Consider the following 18,449-nt stretch of genomic DNA (forward strand, 5'->3'; position numbering starts at 1 on the left):
ATGAGTATGACGGTGGTCGTAACAGAAGCTGTTCCTCCTCGATTACGGGGGCGGCTGGCTATTTGGTTACTGGAAATACGGGCAGGGGTTTATGTGGGTAATATATCCCATAAAATCAGGGAAATGATTTGGCAACAAATCACGGAGCTGACCGAAGATGGAAATGCAGTTATGGCATGGCAGACCAACACCGAATCTGGATTTGATTTTCAGACCTTTGGTGAAAACCGAAGGGAACCGATAGATTTTGATGGCCTGCGTTTAGTGAAATTTAAACCACTTTCTGAGGATTAGTTTGGGTGTTCCCTGTAGGTACGGGGATAAACCGCAAACGCTGATTATAGAACGAGACAAAAACGAATATTCCCCATAGGCTCAATGAATAATTCCAATATGAAAACATAAAAAAAATTAACATTAATTAAATGAGATAATAGAAAACCAAAGATAAGATTATCAATTGTCGTTTAACAATGGCTTATACCCATCTCACTTCAAGATGCACATTGTTTCTCCCCGCTTCGCGGGGAGAAATCGGATTTCATAGCGTGTTGTAAATTGCAACTTGAAGTTTAATGCGTATAAATAAAATTAAAACCGTTATAGACTATCTTCTTATTTTAAGTAACCAAAATAAAAATCAATATAAGAAATAATTTCAATATAAATTAATTATTTTTATTAACATCTGGAGAGATAAAACTCGCTCTATTTGACGATAAAACAAACGAATATTCCAAATCGTGCGATATTCCGCCTACAAACATAAATCGTTGATGATTGACCAAAATAGCTATGATAATCTACGCGCCTTTCCGTCTTAATGTGTTCATTTTATAGACAATTAAATATCAAAAATTAGGAAGCGAATTCACTTATGAACTTAACTAATACCAACAAATTGTTAGCTGCCACTTTGTGTCTTGCGGCCTCATACAGCTATGCAGATAGTGAGCGCCCACTTTTTTCATTAACCGTATCCGAATCTGGCGTTCAGCAAACAAATAATGATGGTAGCTTATCCCAGTCGACTAAATCGGGATCTCGTATTCTGCCAATTTGGGGTGATGCCGCACGCGCAAAAGGCTACGACCTGCCTGAACCGTTTGGTGTTAGTTATGGTTATATGAATCTGCGCCAGAATGTTATTGTGGATAAAATCGGTTTTATTATGCCTAAAAATCCTTCTACTGCTGAAGGCTTAAAAATACAGGCAGGAAAGACCCGTGAGCGAAATGAATCACATCTACTTAAATTAGATAGTTGGATACTACCATTTTTAAATGTTTATGGCGTATATGGAAAAACAAAAGGTACTTCTGCAACTAATATTGAAAACGTAGAATTAGGTTTTTTTAAGTTTAACAACATACCTTTTGAACTAGACTTTAAAGGGAAAACTTTTGGTGGTGGTCTGACATTAGCTGGTGGCTATAACCACTTTTTTGCAACACTAGATGCAAACTACACTCGAACCAATCTAGATATTTTAGACGGTGACATCTCAGCTTATGTTGTAACCCCCAGAATTGGCTATGAATTCACTTTTGAGCCATTATTTGCGGGACAGGGTAACACCAAAGTCCAAATTTGGACTGGTGCAATGTATCAAAATATTACTCAACGTTTTAAAGGTAACATTAGTAGCCTAAATTTACCTGGAGTTTTCGGTGTCCTCGTTCAAGCCTTAGATGACCCAGATATGAAATTCGACGTTGAACAACACCTAGCCCATAAGTGGAACAATACCGTTGGTGCACGCTTCGAAATCACTCGTAATTTCAATATCCTGTCAGAAGTCGGTTTTGGCAACAGAAACAGTTTCTTTATTTCCGGTGAGTTCCGTTTTTAATGTTTGGCTTTGCAACACTCAAAAGGCTGGTCATTGCCAGCCTGCTTCTCTTTACCATTTCATCAGCCCACGCTGATATCCTGCCTAACCGGCAAAAAATTGATGGTTGGTTAAACGAATTAGGTGGTAGCAATCATTTTGATGACCGCAAAAAAATTGACTGGGGCGTATTACCTGGTCCTTTCTACACCCCTGAAATGGGGATGGGGATTGGTGTTGCCGTCGTTGGCCTGTACCGTCCTGACCATTTAGATCACATAAGCCAGACTTCTTCATTAGGACTCAGTGGATTTGCTTCATCTACTGGCGCGTTTGGCCTGAACTTTACCAATTACAATTTTCTTGCCAGTGACCAATGGCGGTTATTCGTTTCCGGTACACTGAATAACACCCCAACTTACTATTGGGGTAAAGGTTATCGTGCCGGTAAAAATGACAGTCACAAAGAGGAATACCGTTCACAGGAATTTGCTATTCATCCGCGACTTCTCTACCGTGTCGCTAATACCACCTATATGGGATTAGGTTGGAATTTCTCATCCGTCAATGCCAGTGATCCGGATAGCGGAGCAAAACGGTATTTTTCCCAGTCTGTCGGTGGCCGTTCTGTGATGAGTTCCGGTGTAAGTGCCCACTTGAGTTATGATACACGGGACTTTTTACCCAATGCACGACACGGACAGGCATTTGAGATCGTTTATACCTATTTTTCCCCAGAATTAGGTAGCGATCACCGTTTCCATACCACACAGCTTCAGTTCTCGACCTATTACTCGTTATCTGAAAAGACAGTCCTGGCCTTCGATAACTATGCCCGTTTCAGCGCAGGTGATGTCCCGTGGAACCAGCTATCACTGCTTGGTAACGGCCAGCGGATGCGCGGGTATTATGAAGGGCGTTATCGTGACAACAATATCTTCACAACACAGTTAGAGTTAAGACATAAACTGGACTGGCGCCACGGTGTAGTCGGTTGGATAGGCACCGGCACGTTGGGAGATTCCCCTTCACAATTGGGAACCAGGCATTGGCTTCCTTCTGTTGGTATTGGCTATCGTTTTGAGTTTAAACCACGCATGAATGTCAGATTAGATTTTGGTGTCGGTAAAGACAGTACTGGATTCTATTTTCAGGTTGGGGAAGCGTTTTGAGATTATTCGTTACACTTTGCCTCTGTTTTTTACTGATGGCATGTCAAAACCAGCCACAATCAGTTGATCCGGTCAAACCTGTCCTTGTCAGTGATAGCCATGAGCAGTCACAGCAAGCCTGGAATGCGTTACCTCCCATTGCCCCACCAGAAGGTTTAAGGGCTTGCTGTGCTTTCGGCTATAACCTAAAAGCCCAACTATGGAATATTCCCATTCCCTTCTATGACATCGATAATATTGTAGAAGCCAAGAAATTGGGTGAACATCACTATAATGACAGTGTTGTCGGTGCCAGTGCCGCCTTGTTGGGGGTAAGCAATGAAAAAGTGGGGCTGCTCTATACCCATAAAGGAGGGTTTATTGATATCTCCCATGTCAGGGATACCGCAGACTATACGCTTTACCTGTTTAGCCAGATTTACGCTCATCTTGGTCAAGAGAGGGAGTTAACCCTGAATAATGAACTTGCCGCGCGTAAAATGCATTTTTTTGCTTTTACGCCACCGCAAGATCCGGCTGGACGCTATACGCTAAGTGCCTATTTAGCGGCTAAACTCGCTTTTCAACTTGCCGCCTGGCATGAAATAGCGCAATGGTATGGCTATCAATCAGTCCCTGGATTTTCAGAGGGCATTTCGGCTTTTTCCCCGGAAGATCTCTATTCAAACCTATTGGGTGCACGGTTGGCTCTGACATTGATTCTGGAAGGCCACGCTTCTTCTATAGCACAGTTCTCGGACGCAATGACGAAGATCTTGCCGATCGCTTTACATGAACTTGGAGATAACCCCAAATCAGGCACAAAAGAGATGTTTGATAGCGTAGATGGTTTGTGGTGGAACAGTTATCAACGCATTCCTGAGAAGTTTTTAGTTCTGCACCGGAATTATGATATCCAGGACAACCGCTCCCCATTAATGCCTTTCGGTAAAGAGCACTTTGCCCTGCGCTTGTCTCTGCCTGAGCATTATCAGCATTTTTCGTTGGATAATCTGGCTGAATTTCAGCTCTGGCCAACCAATGAGATGAAAAACCTACCTGTTCCAAAGCAATATTGGACAATAAAAGATTTTAAAATGCTGGCGGAAAATGCCCGACGGGAAGATGAAAAACAGTTGCTAATTAAATAAGATCCATCCATCAATATAGATGAGGAATATACGCATTAAACTTCAAGTTGCAACTTACAACACGCTATGAAACCCGATTTCTCCCCGCTTCACGGGGAGAAATCACATGCATCTTGAAGATAGATGGGTAGTTCCATCCGGATGACTTACTAAATCCTCCCTTGTGTATGCCGTTTGATCAGCTCCTGCAAAACCGCTTTTAATAGCTGACTTTTTCCATCTCCCAATGGCTCCAGCACACTTTTCTCATGGGATTCAGCTTCAGTCAGTAATCCTTCTACCACTTTTTGCCCTGCTTCAGTCAAACATACCAAGGTAACACGGCGATCACGGCCACCATTGGAAAAACGCGCTACATACCCCTGTAGCTCCAAACGCTGCAAAACACGGGTAATAGTCGGTTGTTTACTGACCGTTTTCTGTGCCAGAAGACCAGTGCTAATGGAGCCACTTCCTGTCAACGCCGATAACACCCGCCACTCCAGCACTGACAGCCCCCGCGCTTCAACGACATCATGAAATTGAGACGAAACTAACATCCATGCCCGCCCAAGCAAGGCAGGCAAGTAATTATCAACAAACACTTTTGAATCTGGCATAAGTTGAACAACCTTTTGTATCTCGATCAATATTTTCCTGATAACAGTGAGCCAAATCGCGGAACGTATGTATTCAGCCCAAGCTGTTTCAATATCATGTAGGTTGTTGCCACAGATGAAGAAATCACAGGTATCCCCACCCGATCTTCGATCAGTGCTACTGACGGCAAAGAAGGCATTTGTACACAAGCAGAAGCCACTATCACATCGACATTGCTATTTAGCCGTTTGGTAATCTCCACCGGTGCGAGAGGATCTTGTCGTCCAACAGCAAGGTTATCGGGGATTTCCAGCGAAATGCTGTCGATAACTTCAATCCCTTCATTTTCAATATAATCAATGACTAACTGAGTCAATGGCTTCATGTAGGGCGTCAGTATAGAGATCCGTTTCGCCCCCAAAGCATGTAGCCCATCCACTAACGCCCCCGCGCTGGTCACAACAGGTGCCGGATGTCCATTTTCAGCTGTCCGCAGATGGAGACGCTTTTCAGAGATCCGGTGATATCCCTGTCCCATGCTCATAATCGCCACTAAACAGGCATATCCCAGCACATCAACCGCGGCATCCGACAACTCAAGCGCACAGCGATCACTGTCTGCATCCATGGCCGCCAGTTCCGCTTTTGTGACTGTTTTCATTCTCATGCGACTGGAATGAAAGGTAAAACGTTCAGGGTTTATGACTTCACGGGCGTGCAGGATAGCGGGAATTTCTGTTTCCATTGTCGTATTCGATGAGGGAACAATCAGCCCCACGCGAAAATGCGGTGTGTTATTCATGGACGATCCTCCTGATCGGCTGGCAGATCAGTAAATCGGATCGCACGCATTGGCTGACGGTTCACTTTGAGATCGAAGATATCAAATCGGTTGTAATGCCCCGTGATATCGTGCATTTGACGAGGCTGAATACAGCGGTTCAGGTCAATATGCGCATAGACGATCCCTTCCTTATCAATCAGGGGATCACCAATCACGCGCCCATCTGGTCCAATAATGCCGGTGAATGCACTGTTAGAACGTGCCAGCAACGCTTCGGCTTCAGGATGGCTGGCCGACATCGCTGTGACAATTTCCGGCGAAATCGTGGAGCAGGAGACAATGGTAAACACCTTGCCTTCAAAACAATGGGCTGCCGCCCGCAAACGGATCGCCTCAGCCATATCATAATCCGCTGGTGCAACCGGCAGGGAAATGTAACTGGCAACATGGACCAATTCCCCTTGAGATAATAAGGAAAAACGCGCTAACGGATTGGTATTTTCGCCACAAGCCAGCACGCCCAATGGCCCAATACGGGTATCATGCACTTTTAACGAAGCCGCATCACCATTCGCCCATGTCAGTTTTTCCGCCCATGTCGGCACCAGCTTGCGGTGACGCCCCAGAATGTTTCCTTCATCAGAAATAGTCACCAGCGTGTTATAGAGTGTTGCTATGCCGTCAGGACTGCGCTCATTAACCCCAACCACAACGTTGATGTGATGACGAGCCGCAGCCAAGGCAATTTTGTTGATCTCCGGCCCCGGCACTTCAATAGCCGATTTGCACAGTTTCTCAAACCACGGACTACCTTGTATTGGGTTCATCACCCAGTTCCAATAGGGGTAACCAGAAACAAACACTTCAGGAAAAGCCACCAAACTGGCCCCCTTGTCTGCCGCTTCCTGAATCAGCCGACAAACGAGATCAACCGTCGCCTCTGTATCCAGAAAGACAGGAGCAGCCTGTACCGCAGCCGCTTTGAACTTAGGAAGTTTCAGCATATCAGGCTCCTGTTTTATTTACACCGCAATAACGGGGTGACGCAAATGGCCAATCTTTTCAAGGTATGCTTCAATCACATCCCCTGGCCATAGCCATTCTTGTGGATCACGCCCCGCTCCAACACCTTCTGGTGTTCCTGTGGCAATGATATCGCCTGGTTCCAGCGTGATGCCTTTGCTAATATCCGCAATTAAAGTATTGACCTTGAACAACATATGGCGCGTATTGGAGTCCTGTTTAGTCACGCCATTGACTTTTAGACTCAATGCCAAATCTTGTGGATTGGGAATTTCATCAGCCGTGACGATGCAAGGGCCAAAAGGTGCGTAGGTATCCTGTCCCTTAGAGTAGATCCACTGCCCGGCCCGACGGCAATCACGGGCACTCATGTCGATCATCAGGCTATAGCCAAAAACATATTTCAAAGCCTTATCTTCCGATACACCTTTAGCGCGGGTTCCAATAATCACCGCCAGTTCCACTTCCCAATCCAATTGCGCTGTGATCGCACTGTTATGCTCAATGGCGTCACCAGGGCCAATCACTGTTGTTGGCGGCTTAGAGAAAATGACCGGTTCTTTTGGCAGATCTTTTGCCGTATCCAAAGCACGGCTGGATTCAGCCACATGTTCAACATAGTTCAGACCAATACCAAAGATGTTTTTCCGTGGGCGGGGAATAGGAGCAAGAATTTTCACATTCTGCAATGGCAGTGAAACTCCCACCGGCCAAAATCCCTTAAATGAGTCTAGCAGCGCGGTTGTGCTGCTCACCGCCAATGGTCCCAAATCAATAAACTCCAGCATATTATCCGGCAATCTATTCCCCGTATGGGAAGCCAGCTTTGCCAGGTCTATGACGTGATCATTGACAATGGCGCCTAATCGCGCAGCAGCCGTGACTTCTGAACGGTAAGTGATTAAACGCATCTTTTATCCTCTCACTCGTTGGTGCCCATCGTTATCAGTCAGGGCTTCTTCGTAATACAATTGCAATGCCTGCATAACGGGCAAGTCGTTGAAACAGAACAGGCAAGCATCATCCGTTTGTGAAACATTCACATGCTCATGAAATGCCCATGAAGGAACGCAGAAAATATCCCGTTCTTGCCAGTCAAATCGTTGACCATCAATCACGGAATAACCTTTTCCTTTCGCCACTTGATAGATAAAACTACCGGTATGACGATGTGCCTTACCTACAAAACTAGGGCGCAATAACTGCATACTGGCACCGAGAGTTGGCATCACATGACCGCCTGTTAGCGGATTGGCGTAATGCATCAAAATGTCATCAAAAGGCGATCCATCCGAAACACAGGCATAACGCTGCAAAGATTCATAAGTTGGCTCCCATTGGTATCTGAACAACGGGGAATAAGGTTTATCCCAGCTAACATTCTGTGGACGCAAAGCGGGGGCACCCCAAAGTGCAATAGAAGCATTCACAGGTTCAGTCACTGCCTGACGCAAGTCAGGATGTACCTTATAAAAACCCGCTTCCAATATGTTAACCAGCGGTATATCCAGGCCATCCTGCCAGATACATTGTGAACCATCAGGCTCAACACCATGCTCATGCCAGGTTCCATTCGGGGTTAAGACAAAATCATTCGCTCCCAATAACAGTTTCTGGCCATCAACAATGGTGTAAGCACCACGCCCTTCCATGATGAAACGCAGGGCAGAAGAGGAGTGGGCATGTGCCGATGCCGCTTCACCCGGCCGCATAGTCTGGAGACCGGAATAGAGCAAACCAACAGCGGTAGAGGCGCCTGGCTCTCCCGAATTGTTCAGATAGACCACACGGCGACCCGCTTTTTCCGGTGTCACTAAATCGGCAGATTTTAGAACGTGCTCACGCAGATCACGGTAACGCCAAAGTACCGGCACTGAGGCTGATTTAGGTTGCCAGGGTTCTATTTTATTGGCGATTGTCCAAAGTGCCCCTGTCTTGTACTTGACCAACTCCCTGTAATACGCCAGTAATTCAGGGCTATCGGCCACATTAGCACGGCCAACAATATCTTCCCTGTATTGATCATGAGACTGGATATTTTCTTGTTGAGACATGGATATCTCCTAGAGTGGTTTTCTAATGAATTGCGCTTTGCCGTAAAGATAAGGTTTCGGCCAATCGATACCCGTCCAGCCATATCTGGCGCATTCATGCAGTAGCCAGGCCGCATTAGATAAGAATGGGCGGGATAAGGCACAGAGATCAGCGCGCCCCGAAGCGATAATGCTGTTGATTTGATCAGCATCGGTAATCGCACCGACCGCAATCACCGGCACATTACCTTCATTGCGAATGCGATCAGCCATCGGAGTCTGGTACATGCGTCCGTAAATCGGTTTCTGATCAGCAGAAACTTCCCCCGTGGAACAATCCACCATATCCACTCCGGCTTCACGGAAACGGCGGGCAATCTCTACGGCTTCATCAACCGTCGTTCCCCCTTCCACCCAATCCGTGGCAGAAATACGCACCGATATCGGTAAATCAGCCGGCCAAACCTCACGTACCGCCTTGAAAACGGCCAATGGGAAACGAAGCCGGTTTTCCAGCGAACCGCCATATTCGTCATCGCGCTGATTAGTCAGCGGGGAGATAAAACTGGAGAGCAGATAACCGTGAGCGGCCTGGATCTCCAGCCAGTCAAAACCGGCTTTGATGGCACGCTGGGTTGCTGCAACAAACTGCTCAGTAATTTCTTGTAGTTGTGTCTTGGTCAACGCTGCCGGCACTTGTGAGATTCCGGCTAAGTAAGGCAAGGCCGATGCCGAAACCAAAGGCCAATTCCCCTCTGGCAAAGGATGATCAGACTGTTCCCATCCCAATTGGGTTGATCCTCGTCTTCCCGCATGTCCCAGTTGAATGCCTATCCGCGAGCCAGAATGCTGATGGACAAAATCGGTGATTGTCTTCCACGCCTGCACCTGCTGATCGTTCCACAATCCTGTACACGCAGGAGTGACACGTGCTTGCGGAGAAATGGCCGTCATTTCAGTAATCACCAAACCCGCGCCTCCCAATGCTCTGCTACCCAGATGAACCAGATGGAATGAACCCGGAACCCCGTCCACGGCGCTATACAATAGCGTCGGAGAGACAACAACCCGATTTTTCAGGTTAACCCCCCGTACCTGATAAGGTGTCAGCAACGGCGGGATTAATGGTGAAGATAGGTGAAACTTTTGGGCAAACCAGCTTTCGTAATTTTCCAACCATGCCCGGTCCCTCAAGCGCAAATTTTCATGGGAAATGCGCTGTGAGCGTGTCAGCAATGAGTAAGCGAATTGTTCAGGCGCAAAACGTTCATAGCGTGCGACATTTTCGAACCACTCCGTTGAATTACGGGCGGCATTCTGAATTTTCAGCACCTCCACACTGCGCGATTGTTGGTAATCAGACAATCCCGCCTGCCAATTCCCCTGATGGGCTTTCAGGCTGTTTGCCAGTTCAATCGCATCTTCTAATGCCAATTTTGTGCCAGAGCCAATGGAAAAATGGGCGGTATGAGCGGCATCTCCCATTAACACAATCGGGATATTTTTGCCGTTATCTTCCTCTGGCTTGATCCAGTGCACCCAGTTCGCACAAATTACACGGGGAAAACGTATCCAAATAGCAGCCCCCCGCAAATGGGTAGCATTGGAGATTAAGGGATGTCCATCCAGCCACGGTGCGAATATTTTTTCGCAATACGCAATGCCCTCTTCCTGTGACATTTTGTCTATCCCCGCAGCCAGCCAGGTTTCTTCCGTTGTCTCGACAATAAAAGTCGATAAGCCTTCCTGAAATTGGTAGGCATGAACCTGAAACCAGCCATATTCGGTTTCCACAAACAGAAACGTAAACGCATCAAAAATTTTGCGCGTCCCCAGCCAGACAAAACGACAATGGCGTTGATCAATATCAGGCTGGAAAAATTCAGCGTAACGGGTACGGATCTGGCTATTAATCCCATCAGATGCAATCAGCAAATCAGCATGATATTGGCGGGCAATCTCCTGCTCATCCTCAACCTGCGTTTCAAACAGCAACTCAACCCCGACTTCGTGACAACGATCTTGCAGGATATTCAGTAACTTTTTACGGCCAATGCCAATAAACCCATGACCGCCACTACGATTTACTGTTCCCTTAAAGTGGATATCAATATCATCCCAACGGCTAAATTCCTCCCTGATAATTTCAGCCGACACTGGATCAGCCAGATGCAGGTTTTCCAATGTTGCATCCGAAAACACCACGCCCCAGCCAAAAGTGTCATACGGACGATTGCGCTCGATGACCACGACACGATTATCAGGATTTTGCAACTTCATCAGCAAACCGAAGTACAATCCCGCCGGCCCACCGCCAATACATACGATATTCTTACCCGTTACGGTCACTGCATTTTGACTGACTACTGCATTCTTACCTCTTACATTCATAATTTCTTCTCCTGCCGCACGATATCTACCCCATGCGTAATACGCCAGTTCTGCTAAGGCATCTGTTCAGTTAACGCATAATAAATTTCATCAGGTATGGGGATAGCTTGATGGGTATCCAGTGAAGTGGTGACATAAGTCTGCGTTACATTCATCCTCAGCTCACCTTCTTTGCTGACGCAGCGTTGGATCAACGTCAATGATTTTTTGCCAATTTTCTCAACGTTTAATTCCAGCCAAACCTGATCCCCCATTCTGCTAATGGCCTTAAATTCCGCCTCCAGGTGAACTGTCGGCAACCCAAAACGGTGTTTGGCGATGTAGTTGGCATATCCCATTGGCGTTAATTCATCGAACCAATCTTCTAGCAAGTTGTTGAACATCACAAAATACTGGGGATAAAAGACGATCCCCGCCGGATCACATTCAGAAAAACGGATCTTATGGGGCTGTATAAATCTAAGCAGGCTCATTACAGGCTCCTTAGGATAAGTTCTTTAATATAAAGAGAGACGCTGCTGGCACTCGCGTAATCGGTCACCCTGCTCATCTGCCAATGCCGCTTCACGCAGTTGCCGCAGGCTGGCAGGAGATAAGTCATGCAGATGGTGATCAACAATCTCCATCAAGGTTTGAAAATGACGTGATCCACGAAAATAAGTATCACCATATCCCTTGATTAAGCGCTGACATTGGGCAATTTCCGTAGCCAGTTCGGGATTGCGCTTTGCTGTTACGCCAATTCGCCACAACCACTCTTCAATGCGTAGCGTTTCATGTTGAAAACGCAGCGTATAGCGGCGCATTCGACGCCAACTTGCCAGCATACCAAGCAACAGATATCCCCGAAGGGAACTGGTGGTAATCACACGCCCACGGCTGAGTAATTTCGCCAACATACGATTGACAAAATGAGGACGAGACAACCAGCGACCAATATTGGCCGGCAAGCTGTCACAAACTTCTTCCATTCTGGGATGCAGAAAGTCATTGATCTCGAATAGTTGACCGTCTTTCACCCTCATTTCTTTCCTGACACGTTCGAATCGACTGGCACGAGTTTTGAGATCTGCCACCCGCATGGTGTCTTCGTAAGCCATCCACAGTGCCAAATGGCGGGCAGTTTCACATAATAATTGCTCGTTCAATAATCGCTCATCCGGTTTAACGGCTTGCTCGATCAGATTTTGCAATCGGTCAAGGTACAAACCGGCGTAAGCCAGATCTTGATAATCAATCAGGCGCCTGACACCTTCAATGGCGATGTCATGGACACAGGCAGGCAGCTTTTGCCGGATACGTAACAACAGGGCATTGACTTTCTTGTTCTGGGAAAAATAGTTCTGGGAAAAATAGTTATGGGAACGCAGGGCTTTTTGTGGAATATGGGATTCTGGCGCCGTTTTTGATTCTGCCTCCAGTTGTGTCCGGCTCAATCCCAAACCAAAGGCTTGCAAACTGGGTTCTATCCCCACGTTTTTCTTGATGATCGCTGCTTCAAATTGATTACGACTAAACGGCAAGATCTCCGTCCCACAAAGTGCACCAAACAAGACTGCACTGATCACACTGCCACTCTTCTCTGCCATCTTCGCCATATCAAAATGGATAAAACGCAAAGCGGCTTGTCGGGATTGCTGGATCAATACTTCGCTATCCACACGCCCATCGCCCATTGCCGAACGCTCTTCCATCGAAAATATCCGATGGCTTGATGCGATTAGCGTCGTGCGATCCGCTGTTACCAAACCGCGTTGGACAGCGCGTCCGGCTTCCATTAATTCCGAAGCCAGTACAATATCCACATCACCGGCAGTTGGCATTAATGCCAATACAGGTGTCGGTACTTCAGGATCATCAGCACCAGGAAATAATTCGACATAATAAATGGTTGCCCCAGTCCGCTGGGCGACACCCGGAACTGAAGTCGTTTGGGCGAAATAGCCATGCTCTTCCCCCAGGGTTACGATCCAATCGGCTAGTACACCGCCGCCTTCACCTCCCATCGCCAGAATAGCAATCTTAATCGGCTTTTTAGGCGAATTCGTGAACGGGGAATGGATGGATGGTGGCATAAGTATGACTCCTTCTTAAAAATCATATTGCTTACGACGTTTAACATCGCGACGTTGCAAATAACCGATGAGTCCTTTGCGAATACGATGGAGCAGCCGCTCCCAACGATTGGGATTGCTAATGATCCGTGCCTTAAAGAAAGAGGGGCACAACACTGCCGCATGAGATAATTCCCCGCACAACCCACAGCCCACACAGCTATTCAATACTGTTGTCACCGGATCGGTGCGCAATGGATCAGGATTCGGTTTAATCGATAGAGAAGGACAACCGGACAAACGGATACAAGAGTGATCGCCCGTGCAGGTATCAGGATCAACCCCAAACTGTTCGCGGACGATCCGCTTCCCTGCCGCAATAGCGCCTTTGATTTTTACCTTCTCGCGCCGTTGTTTATTCAACATGCACTCACTCTGTGCGACCAATACTTTTGGCCCATGCTTACCTGTTGTCAGCGCCTCGCGTAAGGTATTCATCATGGCTTTGAGATCGTAGGTACGTTTGATCGTGCGTACCCATTTCACCCCCACACCTTTAACTGCTTTTTCGATATCATGTCCGGTACTGCGATGGGGATTTAACGCTGTTGAAGAGGGAATATCTTGCCCTCCGGTTGCAGAGGTGTAACTGTTGTCCACAATAATGGTCAGATTGTCGCTGCGGTTAAAAACACTATTGGCTATACCAGTGGTTAAGCCGTTGTGCCAAAATCCACCATCCCCCATAACTGAGATTGCCCGCTTATTCGTAATCGGTGTATTCAGTGCTGCCGCACTCGCTGCCCCCAATCCGTATCCCATCGTGGTATTACCCAAATTAAATGGCGGTAAAATGGCAAACAAATGACAACCAATATCAGCACTGATGTGATGTTGCCCCAACTCCCGTTCAAGCAATTTCATCGCCGTAAAGATTGGGCGCTCTGGGCAACCGGTGCAAAATCCAGGTGGACGGGTATGAACCGCCTCTTTTAGTGGATCTTTTGTCGGTAAAGTGACGGCTGGGATGCGTACCTGGCAGGCAGACACCCCACTTTCCGCTGCAATTTTGCCGTAACGTTCAAGGAAAGCACGGAGTCCTGACAACACGGTAGCCGTGTTGTATTCCCCCGCCATCGGCAGTAAGTCCTTGCCATGTAACCGGGTCGCTATCTCACGTTGGCGCAAGATATTAGCGACATTCTGCTCGACAAAATTGGGCTGCCCTTCTTCCAGCACTAAAATCGCCCGCTTACCATGACAAAAACGTTCAAATTCTTCATCGATCAACGGGTAGGCGACATTCATGACATATAGCGGAATTTGGCTATTGCCAAAGACATCTGCCAACCCAAGTAAATTCAGGGCGCGGATCACGGTGTTATAGCATCCCCCTTGCAGGGCAAGGCCAACATCCTCCGCCTGTTCAGCGAAAAACTCATTCAGTGCGTGCTGTTGGATAAAACGCACCGCCGCAGGCCAGCGATCTTGCACTTTCTCTTTCTCATGCAAAAAACTGGCGGGAGGCAAAACAATACGGTTAAGATCGCGCGTCGGATTTTCCAGTGCATCCTGAATCATAAACGTTGACGAACGATTTTTCTCACAGACAAACCGACCATGCACATGGCAAGCACGAATGCGCATCTGTAACATCACGGGGGTATGACTGGCTTCTGATAGCGCAAACCCCATCTTCACCGCCTGTACAATCGAAGGCAGATTGGGGCGAGGATCGAGCAACCAGATCTGAGACTTCATCGCGAAAGCATGGCTGCGCTCCTGCATAATGGAAGAGCCCTCACCATAGTCTTCACCGACAATAATCAGCGCACCACCCACCACGCCGCCCGATGCCAGATTTGCCAATGCATCTGAGGCAACATTCGTGCCCGCCGTCGATTTAAACGTGATGGCTCCGCGCAGTGGGTAATTCACGGAAGCGGCAAGCGTCGCAGCAGCGGTGGCTTCACTGGCACTGTTTTCAAAACGAATGCCATATTCAGATAAAATATCCTGTGCATCCAACAACACATCCATCAGATGGGAAATTGGCGCCCCCTGATAGCCGGCCACATATGCCACCCCCGATTCCAACAGTGCTTTTGTCACGGCAAGTATGCCTTCACCACTGAAAACTTCGCCCTGTCCCAGACGTAATTTTTTCACTTCTTCGACAAATGATCGTTCAGCCATGCTTACCTCACCGTGTCCGCTTTACACCTTTTCGTTATCTTTTATGTAATTCGGCTATGCGTTAACGGTCAATGCATGATTTGTCATGTAATTATGATTTATGCAGTGTTTGGATAAAGTGAGCAGCAGGCGGATATAAAGTACCCATCATCAATATATTTATCATCATATATATTTCATTTAAATAATATGTGGATACTGTTATCAGATAATTGAATAAGGTTAATTCTGTTATTTTTTCTATCCCGAATAAACAAAACAGGGAATATACGCATTAAACTTCAAGTTGTAATTTACAACACGATATGAAATCTCACGCATCTTGAAGTTAAATTGGTATAAACACGTTATTAGCGGGATATCTCATACATCATAACAACGATATGACTGGCTAGAGGTATCTGAAATTATGAGCAATTCGTGGTCTTACGATTATTTTGGATCTAAAAATACTGAATCAAAGCACACTGGTTCTCGAAGAGCAGAATCAAGATATTCCACTACAAACTGTTCAGATCCTAAATATGCGGTGACAAAAATTGGGGAGCATCTCAATTCGCCAGAACATTTACTTTTTTCATCCAACGATTTTGATGAAGTTAAATCTATGGTCGGACGGATTATGCAGCCTCATCAGCTAACTATACTAGGTAACAATCAAAAGCTGGACGCCAAAATGCACTATATTCCACTGGGGGATATTTCTATGAGCCGGTTGCGTTACGGTGCCAGCGTTGAAATCACGCCAGGAGAATTGGATGCGTTCTTTCTCATCCAGATGCCGCTGGCCGGCTGTGCGGATATTGAAAGCGGCAGCCAGTGTCTTGATTCCACCCCCAATCTGGCTTCCATTCTCAGCCCAAATCAGCATACTTCCATGCGCTGGAACGCCGATAATGACCAGTTTATGGTCAGGATCTCCCGCTCCTTGTTGGAGAGAACGCTTGTCGGCCAATTAGGGCACCCTCTGGATCAACCACTGGTATTTGAACTGGGGTTTGAATGGCAACGCTGTCAGGCATGGCGCTGTTTGATGCCTTATATTCTGGAATGTACCACCCAGGTACCTGATATCTTGCAACACAAACTGATTACCAACCAAATAGAGCAATTGATTTCCGTTACCCTGCTGTCCACCCATCAACATAATTACAGTGACACGCCTACTAACCGTCGGTGCTCCATTCGCCCACGGCATGTACGACGAGTTCAGGAATATTTGCAGGCTCATGCCCACGAACCCATAACCGTAGAGCAACTCGCCCAGGTAGCAGGAGTCAGCCTACGCAGTCTCTATTCCGGCTTTAAGGAATTTCTGAATATTAGCCCGATGCAGTATTTACGTAACCTGCGTATGGAACATGTGCGCACAGAACTCCTGGCTGGAGAAGCCACCAGCGTCACAGGCGTCGCCCTGCGTTGGGGATTCGCCCATATGGGGCGCTTTAGCGCGGAATATAAAGCCCGTTATGGTGAAACACCAAGTAAAAGCCTGAAACGCGGCTGACAACCCAAAAGGCTGAGTCCCCAATAGCACTCAGCCCATATCAAACAACGTCTTTTATTACTTTTGCAAAGCAGGCAAATCTGCCAACGGCCAACGTGCTTTCACCGTTACACCTAATTCACCAGCAGTGCCTCCTTGCAAACGGATCATACCAGCCAGCGCGATCATTGCTCCATTATCAGTACAGAATTCAGGTCGGGCATAGAAAACTTCGCCCCCCAACTTTTCCATCACGGCCTGCATCTTGGTACGCAAGGTTCGGTTTGCACTCACTCCACCTGCCATCACCAGCCGTTTGAATCCCGTCTGTTCCAATGCTCGTTTACACTTAATTGCCAGTGTATCCACGACGGCATCTTCAAAGGCGCGGGCGATATCTGCTTTAGTTTGCTCATCCTCAGCCATATTATGACCATGAATGTTATCGCGGATCGTATTCGCTGCGAACGTTTTCAGGCCAGAGAAACTGAAATCCAACCCCGGACGATCGGTCATCGGGCGGGGGAAAATAAAACGCCCTGCCTTCCCCTGTTGCGCCATACGGGAAAGCACTGGCCCGCCTGGGTAATCTAAACCAAGCAGTTTTGCTGTTTTATCAAAAGCCTCGCCAGCAGCATCATCGATGGATTCACCCAACAGTTTGTATTCACCGATACCCGTTACACTAATAAGCTGGGTATGACCACCTGAAACCAGCAAAGCAACAAAAGGAAACTCAGGGCTGTTTTCTTCCAGCATCGGAGCTAGCAAATGGCCTTCCATATGATGCACAGGAATAGCAGGTACATCCCAGGCAAATGCCAGTGAACGTCCAATGGTTGCTCCAACCAGCAACGCACCAACCAATCCCGGCCCCGCAGTGTAAGCCACTGCATCAATGTCTTTACTCGTCAACCCTGCTTCCTTCAAAGCCGCCTGAATCAAAGGAACCGTTTTACGAATGTGATCACGGGACGCCAGTTCAGGCACAACACCACCATAATCAGCATGTAGCTTGACCTGGCTGTATAATTGATTGGCTAGCAGACCGGTTTCTTCGTCATAAATTGCGATTCCGGTTTCATCGCAGGACGTTTCTATACCTAAAACTCGCATTGCACTATTTGTCTCGTCGTCTCGTGTCTCGTTATCTGGTCATATACATTCGCATTCCTTTCAACGCGCAACAGTGTAACACTATCTATTGTTGAATTCTCTGCCGACACACCTTCCATATCAATATTCTCACCACTGAATCCATTACATGCTGGCTATTTTTTCTGTTTAGTCTATAATCAATGCCCTACTTGAATATCCTGTGTGGTTAATGTTAATAACGTCGGTATCAGGCTGCCTTTTTTATAGACAAAAAAGCATCCCATAACCCGCGGCGTTATCGGTTTCAATTTTCCTCGGCACTTTACAAGGCCGTGTTCATTGAAGTAAAATTCCGCACCATTTTAAAGACGGCTGGCACTATCACGCCAGCGACAAACCCGATTTCTATTGAGGTGAGAGGCACATGCCAGTAATTAAAGTACGTGAAAACGAGCCATTTGACGTAGCACTGCGTCGCTTCAAGCGTTCTTGCGAGAAAGCAGGCGTATTAGCAGAAGTTCGTCGTCGTGAGTTCTATGAAAAACCAACGACTGAGCGCAAACGCGCTAAAGCTTCTGCTGTTAAGCGTCATGCTAAGAAGCTAGCTCGCGAAAACGCACGCCGCACTCGTTTGTACTAATCTTCGCGGTCAGTCCGCTTAGTGGTTGTATT

16 protein-coding genes are annotated in these 18,449 nt (G+C 47.0%); 6 read left to right on the top strand and 10 right to left on the bottom strand.

Going from position 1 to position 18,449, the window contains the following annotated elements; translation table 11 throughout:
• The 4 genes from cas2e to WDV75_RS17590 all read left to right on the top strand — a co-directional run bounded on the left by cas2e (position 1) and on the right by WDV75_RS17590 (position 4,133).
• Positions 1 to 294, top strand: coding sequence for a type I-E CRISPR-associated endoribonuclease Cas2e (gene cas2e / locus WDV75_RS17575; RefSeq protein ID WP_189758795.1), 294 nt, complete (start codon positions 1 to 3; stop codon positions 292 to 294).
• A 583-nt stretch (positions 295 to 877) separates the two neighbouring features.
• The gene (locus WDV75_RS17580) at positions 878 to 1,852 is read left to right on the top strand and encodes a hypothetical protein (protein WP_273558648.1); all 975 of its coding nucleotides are present in this window, start codon (positions 878 to 880) and stop codon (positions 1,850 to 1,852) included.
• The gene (locus WDV75_RS17585; protein ID WP_273558650.1) at positions 1,852 to 3,003 is read left to right on the top strand and encodes a BamA/TamA family outer membrane protein; all 1,152 of its coding nucleotides are present in this window, start codon (positions 1,852 to 1,854) and stop codon (positions 3,001 to 3,003) included. The genes WDV75_RS17580 and WDV75_RS17585 overlap by 1 nt, the downstream gene beginning before the upstream one ends.
• 35 nt (positions 3,004 to 3,038) lie before the next feature.
• Positions 3,039 to 4,133, top strand: coding sequence for a DUF4056 domain-containing protein (locus WDV75_RS17590; protein WP_273558691.1), 1,095 nt, complete (start codon positions 3,039 to 3,041; stop codon positions 4,131 to 4,133).
• A 149-nt stretch (positions 4,134 to 4,282) separates the two neighbouring features.
• On the opposite strand, the gene WDV75_RS17595 is transcribed toward WDV75_RS17590, so the two are convergent.
• From WDV75_RS17595 to WDV75_RS17635, 9 genes are read right to left on the bottom strand one after another with little or no spacing between them, the layout of a single operon-like run.
• Positions 4,283 to 4,732: a MarR family winged helix-turn-helix transcriptional regulator gene (locus WDV75_RS17595; protein WP_273558652.1), complete on the bottom strand. Its 450-nt coding sequence runs from the start codon at positions 4,730 to 4,732 to the stop codon at positions 4,283 to 4,285.
• 26 nt (positions 4,733 to 4,758) lie between these two features.
• Positions 4,759 to 5,514: a maleate cis-trans isomerase family protein gene (locus WDV75_RS17600; RefSeq protein WP_273558654.1), complete on the bottom strand. Its 756-nt coding sequence runs from the start codon at positions 5,512 to 5,514 to the stop codon at positions 4,759 to 4,761.
• The gene (locus tag WDV75_RS17605; protein ID WP_273558656.1) at positions 5,511 to 6,500 is read right to left on the bottom strand and encodes a carbon-nitrogen hydrolase family protein; all 990 of its coding nucleotides are present in this window, start codon (positions 6,498 to 6,500) and stop codon (positions 5,511 to 5,513) included. Before WDV75_RS17605 ends, WDV75_RS17600 begins: the two co-directional genes overlap by 4 nt.
• 18 nt (positions 6,501 to 6,518) lie before the next feature.
• On the bottom strand, positions 6,519 to 7,430 hold the full coding sequence (locus tag WDV75_RS17610; RefSeq protein WP_273558658.1) for a fumarylacetoacetate hydrolase family protein: 912 nt from the start codon (positions 7,428 to 7,430) through the stop codon (positions 6,519 to 6,521).
• 3 nt (positions 7,431 to 7,433) lie between these two features.
• Positions 7,434 to 8,573, bottom strand: a complete 1,140-nt coding sequence (locus WDV75_RS17615; RefSeq protein ID WP_273558660.1) for a cupin domain-containing protein — start codon at positions 8,571 to 8,573, stop codon at positions 7,434 to 7,436.
• A 9-nt stretch (positions 8,574 to 8,582) separates the two neighbouring features.
• Positions 8,583 to 10,943 carry a bifunctional salicylyl-CoA 5-hydroxylase/oxidoreductase gene (locus WDV75_RS17620; protein WP_273558662.1) on the bottom strand — a complete coding sequence of 787 codons (2,361 nt, stop codon included), beginning with the start codon at positions 10,941 to 10,943 and terminating at the stop codon, positions 8,583 to 8,585.
• Between the two features lie 53 nt (positions 10,944 to 10,996).
• Positions 10,997 to 11,416: an acyl-CoA thioesterase gene (locus WDV75_RS17625; protein WP_273558664.1), complete on the bottom strand. Its 420-nt coding sequence runs from the start codon at positions 11,414 to 11,416 to the stop codon at positions 10,997 to 10,999.
• A 24-nt stretch (positions 11,417 to 11,440) separates the two neighbouring features.
• Positions 11,441 to 13,018, bottom strand: a complete 1,578-nt coding sequence (locus WDV75_RS17630; RefSeq protein WP_273558666.1) for an indolepyruvate oxidoreductase subunit beta family protein — start codon at positions 13,016 to 13,018, stop codon at positions 11,441 to 11,443.
• Positions 13,019 to 13,033: 15 nt separating this feature from the next.
• Complete coding sequence (locus WDV75_RS17635) at positions 13,034 to 15,193, bottom strand: indolepyruvate ferredoxin oxidoreductase subunit alpha (protein ID WP_273558668.1); 2,160 nt, start codon at positions 15,191 to 15,193, stop codon at positions 13,034 to 13,036.
• Between the two features lie 607 nt (positions 15,194 to 15,800).
• On the opposite strand from WDV75_RS17635, the gene WDV75_RS17640 reads away from it, so the two are divergent.
• Positions 15,801 to 16,700 (top strand): AraC family transcriptional regulator, encoded by a 900-nt coding sequence (locus WDV75_RS17640; protein WP_273558670.1) that lies wholly within the window; start codon positions 15,801 to 15,803, stop codon positions 16,698 to 16,700.
• A 57-nt stretch (positions 16,701 to 16,757) separates the two neighbouring features.
• On the opposite strand, the gene tsaD is transcribed toward WDV75_RS17640, so the two are convergent.
• A complete protein-coding gene (gene tsaD / locus WDV75_RS17645; protein ID WP_273558672.1) occupies positions 16,758 to 17,795 on the bottom strand; it encodes a tRNA (adenosine(37)-N6)-threonylcarbamoyltransferase complex transferase subunit TsaD in 1,038 nt (345 codons plus the stop codon).
• Positions 17,796 to 18,201: 406 nt separating this feature from the next.
• Between tsaD and rpsU the strand changes: the two genes are divergently transcribed.
• Positions 18,202 to 18,417, top strand: coding sequence for a 30S ribosomal protein S21 (gene rpsU, locus WDV75_RS17650; protein WP_001144069.1), 216 nt, complete (start codon positions 18,202 to 18,204; stop codon positions 18,415 to 18,417).
• Positions 18,418 to 18,449 lie beyond the last annotated feature (32 nt).

The organism is Xenorhabdus griffiniae, from assembly GCF_037265215.1.
In the GTDB taxonomy this organism is placed as follows: Bacteria; Pseudomonadota; Gammaproteobacteria; order Enterobacterales; family Enterobacteriaceae; genus Xenorhabdus; species Xenorhabdus griffiniae.